Below are 9,614 nucleotides of genomic sequence, written 5' to 3'. Positions count from 1 at the left end.
GTTGCGTTGGTGTCGAACCTGACCGGTCGGGTCGCCGCGTCGGCGGAGGTCTGTACTCCGGAGTACTGGGTGCGGCATGTCCGTGAGGCGGTGCGTTTCGCCGATGGTGTGGCGGAGCTGGCCGCGCAGGGTGTGTCGGTCTTCCTGGAGCTGGGTCCGGATGGTGTGTTGACGGGGCCGGGTTCGCAGGTGGCTTCGGAGGCGGTGTTCGTTCCCGCGTTGCGTGGTGGTCGTCCGGAGGAGAAGGCGCTGGTGTCGGCGCTGGCCCGGGTCTGGGCTCACGGGGTCGGGGTGGACTGGAAGGCAGTGTTCACCGGGACCGGTGCCCAGCGTGTCGACCTGCCCACGTACGCCTTCCAACGCCACCGCTACTGGCTCGACGCACCCGCCCCCGCAACGGATGCCGCCGCGGCGACCGGTCTCGGACTGGGCTCGGTGGAGCACCCGCTGCTCGGTGCGGCCGTCGAACTCGCCGGTGCGGAAGGGCTGTTGCTGACCGGTCGGCTGTCGCTGCGGACGCATCCGTGGCTGGCCGACCACGCCGTGGCCGGAGCCGTACTGCTGCCCGGCACGGCCTTCGTGGAACTCGCGGTCCGGGCCGGTGACCAGGTCGGCTGCGATGCCGTGGAGGAACTGACCCTCCAGACGCCGCTGATCATGCCGGAGACCGAGGACGTACAGCTCCAGCTCATGGTGGGCGAGCCGGACGAGACGGGACGGCGGTCGCTGACCGTGTACTCCCGCGTCGGCGACGCCTCGGCCGACACGGACTGGACCTGTCATGCGACGGGTGTGCTGGCGGTGGGTGGTTCGTCGGCGTCGGCGTCGGCGGATGCGGCGGAGTTGGCGGTGTGGCCGCCGGCCGGGGCCGTGGCGGTGGATGTCGAGGGTCTCTACGACGGGTTCGTGGCCGACGGGTACGGCTATGGGCCGGTGTTCCAGGGGGTGCGTGCCGCCTGGCGGCTCGGTGACGAGGTGTTCGCCGAGGTGGAGCTGGCCGAGGGGCAGCGGGAGGACGCGGCTCGCTTCGGGCTGCACCCCGCGCTGCTGGATGCGGCGTTGCACGGTGTGCGGCTGGGTGCGTTCTTCTCCGATGACCGGGCACGGTTGCCGTTCGAGTGGCGTGGTGTGTCGCTGTACGCGTCGGGTGCGTCGGTGCTGCGGGTGCGGTTGGCGCCGGCCGGTGCGGACACACTGTCGGTGACCGTCGCCGACGGCACCGGACAGCCCGTCGCCACAGTGGAGTCGCTGGTCTGTCTGCCCGTCGACCGTGAGCAGCTCGCGGCTGCCGCGGACGCCGCCCGGACGCCGGGACACGACGCGCTCTTCCACCTCGACTGGACGCCGGTCCAGGCATCGGCCGTGGCCGACCACGCCGCCGGCTCCGGCCGCTGGGCGCTGATCGGGGACGGCCCGGCCGGCCTCGGAGCCCACCCGACGGCCGACAGCCACCACAACCTGGCCGCGCTGGGCGACGCGGTGGACGCCGGTACCGCCCTCCCGGACATCGTCGTCCTGCCCGTTACGACGGAGTCGCAGGAAGAGGGCGGGATGGCGGACGCCGCGCGCGCCGCGGCCCACCGCGCCCTGGACGTCGTACAGGCATGGCTGGCGGACGAGCGGTTCGCGACGGCCGGGACCAGGCTGGCCCTGGTGACGCGGGGCGCCGTGGCCGCGGGCCCCGACGAGGGGGTGGCCGATCTCGCGGGTGCGCCGGTGTGGGGGCTGCTGCGGTCGGCGCAGACCGAGAACCCGGACCGGTTCCTGCTGCTCGACACCGACGACAGCGAGGCGTCCAGGAACCTGTTGCCGGACGCCGTGCGGTGGGCGGTGGCACAGGACGAGCCGCAGGTGGCGGTGCGGGACGGCGAGGTCCGGGTGCCGCGACTGGCCCGCGCAGGCCGGGCCGGCGGCGCGCTGATCCCGCCGGCCGGGACGTCCGCCTGGCGGCTGGAGATCCCGGTCAAGGGCTCCTTCGGCAACCTGGAGCTGCGGGAGTACCCGCCGGCCGAGGAGCCGCTCGCGCCCGGACAGGTACGGGTGCAGGTGCGGGCCGCCGGCATGAACTTCCGGGACGTCCTGCTGGCCCTGGGCGTGGTGCCGAACCAGCAGGTGATGGGCAACGAGGCCGCCGGTGTCGTCCTGGAGGTCGGCGAGGGCGTGACCGACCTGGCGGTCGGCGACCGCGTGCTGGGTGTCTTCTCCGGGGCGTTCGGTCCCGTCGCCGTCACCGACCGGCGGATGCTCGCCCCCATGCCCGCCGACTGGTCCTTCGTCCAGGCCGCGTCCGTGCCCGTCGTCTTCCTCACCGCCTACTACGGCCTGCGCGACCTGGCCGGCCTGCGTACCGGCGAGTCGGTGCTCGTGCACAACGCCGCCGGCGGCGTCGGCATGGCCGCCGTCCAGCTGGCGCGGCACTGGGGGGCCGAGGTCTACGGCACCGCGAGCGAGGGCAAGTGGGACGCGCTGCGCGCCGCCGGACTGGACGACGCGCACATCGCCTCCTCCCGCACCCTCGACTTCGAGGAGCGCTTCCGCACGACGAGCGGCGGACGCGGCATGGACGTGGTGCTGGACGCGCTCGCGGGCGAGTTCGTGGATGCCTCCCTGCGGCTGCTGCCGCGTGGCGGGCGCTTCCTGGAGATGGGCAAGACCGACCAGCGGGACCCCGCCGAGGTCGCCGCGGCCCACCCGGGCGTCACCTACCGCGCGTTCGACCTCGGCGAGGCCGGGCTCGACCGCACCCAGGAGATGCTCACCGAACTGCTGGAGCTGTTCGAGCGGGGCGTGCTCACTCCGCTGCCGATCGCCTCCTGGGACGTGCGACGGGCGCCCGAGGCGTTCCGGTACCTCAGCCAGGCCCGCCACATCGGCAAGGTGGTCCTCACGGTGCCCGCCCCGCCGGCCGGCAGCGGAGCCGGCACCGCCCTGGTGACCGGCGCCACCGGCACCCTCGGCCGACTGGTGGCCCGCCACCTCGTGGAACGGCACGGCGTACGCAACCTCCTGCTCGTCAGCCGCAGCGGCCCGGCCGCCGACGGCGCCGCCGAACTCGTCGCCGAACTCTCCGCTCTCGGCGCCCGCGCCGACCTGGTCGCCTGCGACGTCGCCGACCGGCAGGCACTGGCGGACCTCCTGGACGGCATCCCGGCCGACCGGCCCCTCACCACCGTCGTCCACACCGCCGGCGTGCTGGACGACGGCATGCTGCCCGCGCTCACCCCCGAGCGGATCGACACGGTACTGCGCCCGAAGGCCGACGCCGCCTGGAACCTGCACGAGCTGACCCGCGAACTCGACCTGTCCGCGTTCGTCCTGTTCTCGTCCGTCTCGGGCGTGCTGGGCAACGCGGGCCAGGGCAACTACGCGGCGGCCAACACCTTCCTCGACGCCCTGGCCGCCGCCCGCCGCGCCGAGGGACTGCCCGCCACCTCGCTGGCCTGGGGCTTCTGGGAACAGCGCAGCGCCATGACGGGCGAGCTGGACGACGTCAACCTCGCCCGTATCGCCCGCTCCGGCCTGACCGCCCTGTCCTCCGAGGAGGCGCTGGCCCTCTTCGACACCGCCGTCGCGGCCGACACCGCGCTGACGCTGCCCGTCCGGTTCGACACGGCCGCGCTGCGCGCCGCCGCGGCACCCCTTCCCGCGCTGCTGCGCGGCCTGGTCCGCGGCACCGCCGTACGCCGAGCCCGGGCCGCGACCGCGGGGGAGCAGTCCACGGCCGCGCCCTCGGCCCTCGTACGGCAGCTGGCCGGACGCCCGGAAGACGAACAGCTGGCCGCGCTGTCGGAGTTCGTCCGCGGGCACGTCGCGACCGTCCTCGGCCACGGGTCCGCCGCCGCGGTGGGGGAGAACCGCGCCTTCAAGGAACTCGGGTTCGACTCCCTGACCTCGGTGGAACTCCGCAACCGCCTCAACGCCGCGACCGGCCTGCGGTTGCCCGCCACCCTCGTCTTCGACCACCCGACCCCCGGCGCCCTGGCCGGTCACCTGCGCGACGAACTGCTCGGCACCGAGCCCGGTCCCGGCGCGACCACGGCCGGCCCGGCCGGCGCGGCGGCGCAGGACGACGACCCCATCGCGATCGTCGGCATGAGCTGCCGCTACCCCGGTGACGCCGACTCTCCCGAGGCGCTGTGGGAGCTGCTGGCCTCCGGCGGCGACGGCATCACCGGGTTCCCCACGGACCGCGGCTGGGACCTCGACGCGCTGTACGACGCCGACCCCGACCGTCCCGGCACGTCGTACGTCCACAGCGGTGGATTCCTCCACACCGCGGCCGAGTTCGACGCGGGCTTCTTCGGGATCTCGCCGCGTGAGGCGCTGGCGATGGACCCGCAGCAGCGGCTGCTGCTGGAGTCGTCGTGGGAGGCCCTGGAACGCGCGGGCATCGACCCCACCTCCCTGCGCGGCCACCAGGCCGGCGTCTTCGCCGGCGCCGCGGCCCAGGGCTATGCCTTCGGCCAGGAGCAGGCCGGCGAGGGCAGCGAGGGCTACTACCTCACCGGCAGCACCACCTCCGCCATCTCCGGCCGCGTGGCCTACACCCTCGGTCTTGAGGGCCCGGCGGTGACGGTGGACACGGCCTGCTCGTCGTCGCTGGTCGCCCTGCACCTGGCGGTGCAGGCGCTGCGGGCTGGCGAGTGCACCCTCGCCCTGGCCGGCGGCGTGAACGTCATGGCCACGTCCATGGCCTTCGTGGAGTTCAGCCGGCAGCGGGGCCTGTCCCCGGACGGCCGCTGCCGGTCCTTCTCCGACGACGCGGACGGCACGGGCTGGGGCGAGGGTGTCGGCATGCTGGTGCTGGAGCGGCTGTCGGACGCGCGGCGCAACGGTCATCCGGTGCTGGCGGTCGTGCGTGGCTCGGCCGTCAACCAGGACGGTGCCAGCAACGGCCTGACCGCCCCCAACGGGCCGTCGCAGCAGCGGGTGATCCGGGCGGCGCTCGCGAACGCCGGGCTGTCGGCCGGTGACGTGGACGCGGTCGAGGCGCACGGTACGGGGACGTCCCTGGGCGATCCGATCGAGGCGCAGGCGCTGATCGCGACCTACGGGAAGGACCGGGACCGGCCGCTCTGGCTGGGTTCGCTGAAGTCGAACATCGGGCACGCGCAGGCGGCCGCCGGTGTCGGCGGCGTCATCAAGATGGTGGAGGCGATGCGGCACGGTCTGCTGCCGCGGACGCTGCATGTGGGTGAGCCGTCGTCGAAGGTGGACTGGTCTGCGGGGTCCGTCGAGCTGCTGACGGAGGCGCGGGAGTGGCCGTCGGCCGACGGCCGTCCGCGTCGGGCGGGTGTGTCGTCGTTCGGTGTGAGTGGCACGAACGCGCACGTGATCCTGGAGCAGGCGCCCGAGGCCGAGGTCTCGGCTGTGGTGGAGCCGGTGGCGGTGCCGTGGATCCTGTCCGCGCGGAGTGCGCAGGCTCTGCGGGAGCAGGCGGCGAAGCTCCTCGCCCATCTCGCAGGAGAGTCGGAGTTCTCTCCGGTCAATGTGGGCTTCACGTTGGCGACGGGCCGGGCACGGTTCGAGCACCGGGCTGTTGTGGTCGGCCGTGACCGGGAGGAACTCCTCGCCGGGCTTGGTGACGTGAACGCCGGGTCTGGTGCCGGTGGCCGGGTGGTGTTCGTCTTCCCGGGTCAGGGTGCGCAGTGGGCCGGGATGGGTGTGGAACTGCTGGACACCGCTCCGGTGTTCGCCGAGCGGTTCACCGAATGCGCCGAGGCTCTTGCCGAGTTCGTGGACTGGGACGCGGAGGCTGTTCTCCGTGGTGCTCCGGGTGCTCCGTCGCTGGAGCGGGTGGATGTGGTGCAGCCGCTGTCGTGGGCGGTGATGGTGTCCCTGGCCGCCCTGTGGCGCTCGTACGGTGTCGAGCCGGCCGCTGTGGTCGGTCACTCGCAGGGTGAGATCGCTGCCGCGTGTGTCGCGGGTGGGTTGACGCTCCAGGACGGCGCCCGTGTGGTGGCCCTGCGGTCGCAGGCGATCGCGGCGGGGCTGGCCGGTGACGGTGGCATGGTGTCTCTGGCTGTGGACGCTGGGCAGGCCGCTGAGCGGATTGCTGCCTGGGACGGTCGTATCGAGATCGCTGCCCTGAACGGCCCGGCCTCGGTCGTGGTCGCTGGTGAGCCTGCCGCCCTGGAGGAGCTGATCGCCGCCTGTGAGGCCGACGGCGTGCGGGCTCGTCGTATCCCGGTCGATTACGCCTCTCACACCTCCCATGTGGAGCGGATCGAGGAGGAGCTGGCCCGGGTCCTGGCCGAGGTCGGCCCGCAGACCTCCACCGTCCCCTTCTTCTCCACGGTCGAGGGCGACTGGCTGGACACGCAGGCTCTGGATGCCGGGTATTGGTACCGCAACCTGCGTCGCACGGTCCGTTTCGAGGACGCCGTACGCGCTCTCGCCGACCAGGACCACGCGGTGTTCGTGGAGGTGTCGGCGCACCCGGTGCTCGCGATGAGCATCCAGGACACCGCCGACGAGGCGGCCGTGACCGGCACCCTGCGCCGCGACGACGGCGGCCTGGACCGCTTCCTGACCTCCCTCGGTGAGCTGTGGGTCAACGGCGTCGACGTCGACTGGGCACAGGCGTTCACCGGTACCGGCGCGCACCACACCGACCTGCCTACCTACGCCTTCCAGCGCAGCCACTACTGGCTGGGCACCGCTGTGGCGACGGCCGGTGCGCTGCCCGGGCTCGGGCTCGTGGCGGCGGAGCACCCGATGCTCGGGGCGGCGGTGGAGCTTCCGGATTCGACAGGCTTGGTACTCACCGGCCGGCTGTCGCTGCGGACGCATCCGTGGCTGGCGGATCACGCGGTCGGCGGCGTGGTGCTGCTGCCCGGTACCGCCTTCGTGGAGCTGGCCGTGCGCGCCGGTGACGAGGTCGGCTGCGAGGTGGTCGAGGAACTGGTCCTCCAGGCCCCGCTGACACTGCCCGAGCAGGGCGGTGTGCAGCTGCGGATCACGGTCGCCGAGTCCGGCGCGGAGGGCGGCCGGGCGTTCACCGTGTATTCCCGGCGGGAGGACGCACCGGCGGAGAGTGCCTGGACGTGTCATGCGACGGGTGTGCTGGCGGTGGGTGGTTCGTCGGCGTCGGCGTCGGCGTCGGCGGGTGCGGCGGAGTTGGCGGTGTGGCCGCCGGCCGGGGCCGTGGCGGTGGATGTCGAGGGCCTGTACGACGGGTTCGTGGCCGACGGGTACGGCTATGGGCCGGTGTTCCAGGGGGTGCGTGCCGCCTGGCGGCTCGGTGACGAGGTGTTCGCCGAGGTGGAGCTGGCCGAGGGGCAGCGGGAGGACGCGGCTCGCTTCGGTCTGCACCCCGCGCTGCTGGACGCGGCCCTGCATGCTGCGCGGGTGGGCGGGTTCTTCGCCGACGCGCAGGCGCGGTTGCCGTTCGAGTGGCGTGACGTCTCGCTGCACGCCTCCGGAGCGTCGGTGCTGCGGGTACGTCTGGCGCCGGCCGGTGCGGACGCGCTGTCGGTGACCGTCGCCGACGGCACCGGACAGCCCGTCGCCACGGTCGGCTCGCTCGTCCTGCGTCCCTTTGCCCCGGAGCAGCTCGCGGGCGCGCTCGGGACGCGTGACACCCTCTTCCGCGTCGAGTGGACGCCGCTGCCGCACGCTGCCGTGACTCACGACACGCAGGGCGTGTGGGCGGTCGTAGGCCGGCCGGATGCCGTGACCGGTCTCCCGGCCCGGTCGACCGTCCACGCAGACCTGGCGGAGCTGGTCTCCGCCGTCGACAACGGCGGCGTACTGCCGGATGCGGTGCTCGTCCCGTTCGCGGTGGCGGCGCCGGACGAGGACACGGTCCGGGCGGCGCACCACACCGCTTACCGGGCCTTGGAGCTGGTGCAGGGGTGGCTGGCGGACGAGCGGTTCGCGTCGTCGCGGCTGGTGCTGGTCACGCGGGGTGCGGTGGCGGCCGGCCCGGAGGAGGGCGTCGAGGACCTGGCGGTCGCCCCGGTCTGGGGCCTGCTGCGGTCGGCCCAGACGGAGAACCCGGGCCGGTTCGTCCTCCTGGACGACGACGGCGGCTCGTGGCCGGCCGACGCGTTGGACGCCGTGCTCGCCGGGGACGAACCCCAGCTCGCGGTTCGAGACGGCGTCGTCTACGTGCCGCGTGTCCAGTCGGCCGTGCCGGTGACGGCGTCTCAGGGGCCGGTCTGGGGTGAGGGCACGGTCCTGGTCTCGGGAGCCACGGGCACGCTGGGTGGTCTGGTGGCGCGGCATCTGGTGACGGCTCATGGGGTACGGCGTCTGCTGCTGCTCAGCCGCAGTGGCATGCGGGCCGCTGGTGCCGCCGAACTGGTGGCCGAGCTGGAGGGGTTGGGTGCCGAGGCGTCGGTGGTGGCGTGCGATGTCGCCGACCGTGCCGCGCTGGCCGAGGTGCTGGCGAGGATCCCGGCCGAGTACCCGCTGACGGGTGTGGTGCACACGGCGGGCGTGCTGGACGACGGTGTCGTGTCGTCCCTGACTTCCGAGCGGCTCGACACCGTGCTGCGGCCCAAGCTCGACGGTGCCTGGAATCTGCACGAGCTGACCCGCGAACTCGACCTGTCGGCGTTCGTGCTGTTCTCGTCGGCGTCCGGTGTGCTGGGCAGCGCGGGACAGGGCAACTACGCGGCGGCCAACGCGTTCGTGGACGCGCTGGCGGCGGTGCGGCGGGCCGACGGCCTGCCGGGCGTGTCCATGGCGTGGGGCGTGTGGGAGCAGCGCAGTGGGATGACCGGTGCGCTGGGTGAGGCCGAGGCGGCCCGGCTCGCCCGGTCGGGCCTTCTGGGGTTGTCGTCCTCGGACGGGCTCGCGTTGTTCGACGCCGCGGTGGCGGCGGGGCCGGCGTTGGTGTTGCCGGTGCGGTTCGATCTGGCCGTGCTGCGCGGGCTGGGCACCGGTGTGCCGGCGGTGGTGCGCGGGCTGGCCGGTGGCCGGGTGCGCCGGGCTCGGGTGAGCGAGGCCGCCGGCGCGGGTCTGGTCGACCGGTGGGCGGGGCTGTCGCCGGACGCGCGGATGCGGGAGCTGTCCGAGCTGGTGCGCGGTCAGGTGGCCGCGGTGTTGGGTCATGGTTCGGCGGCGTCGGTGGAGGAGGGCCGGGCCTTCAAGGAGCTGGGCTTCGACTCGCTGACGGCGGTTGACCTGCGGAACCGGCTGAACGCGGCGACCGGTCTGCGGCTGCCCGCCACCCTCGTCTTCGACCACCCCACCCCCGATGCCCTCGCACGACACCTGTACGGCGAACTCTTCGGCACCACGGACCAATCCACCGGCGAATCACTCCCGGTGCGGGCTCCGCTCGACCAGGACCCCATCGTCGTCGTCGGCATGAGCTGCAGGTATCCGGGCGGGGTGCGCTCCCCGGAGGACCTGTGGCACATGGTGGCCACGGGCCGTGACGGCATCGACGGATTCCCGGTGGACCGTGGCTGGGACCTGGAGGGTCTGTACGACCCGGATCCGGAGCGGACGGGTACGTCGTACGTCCGTGAGGGCGGGTTCCTGCATGACGCTGCGGATTTCGATCCGGGGTTCTTCGGGATTTCGCCGCGTGAGGCGTTGGCGATGGATCCGCAGCAGCGGTTGCTGCTGGAGACGTCGTGGGAGGCGTTCGAGCGGGCGGG

General features: G+C 73.5%; 1 protein-coding gene. It reads left to right on the top strand.

Annotated features, from left to right (window positions below):
- Positions 1-9,614, top strand: a 9,614-nt coding sequence (locus ACZ4U1_RS40035; protein ID WP_467909110.1) for an SDR family NAD(P)-dependent oxidoreductase, incomplete at both ends; no start/stop codon positions are given.

This window comes from Streptomyces sp. NPDC028928 (genome assembly GCF_055564915.1).
The sequence above is the reverse complement of the archived record's forward strand: the minus strand, read 5'-3'. Positions and strand labels throughout refer to the sequence as shown.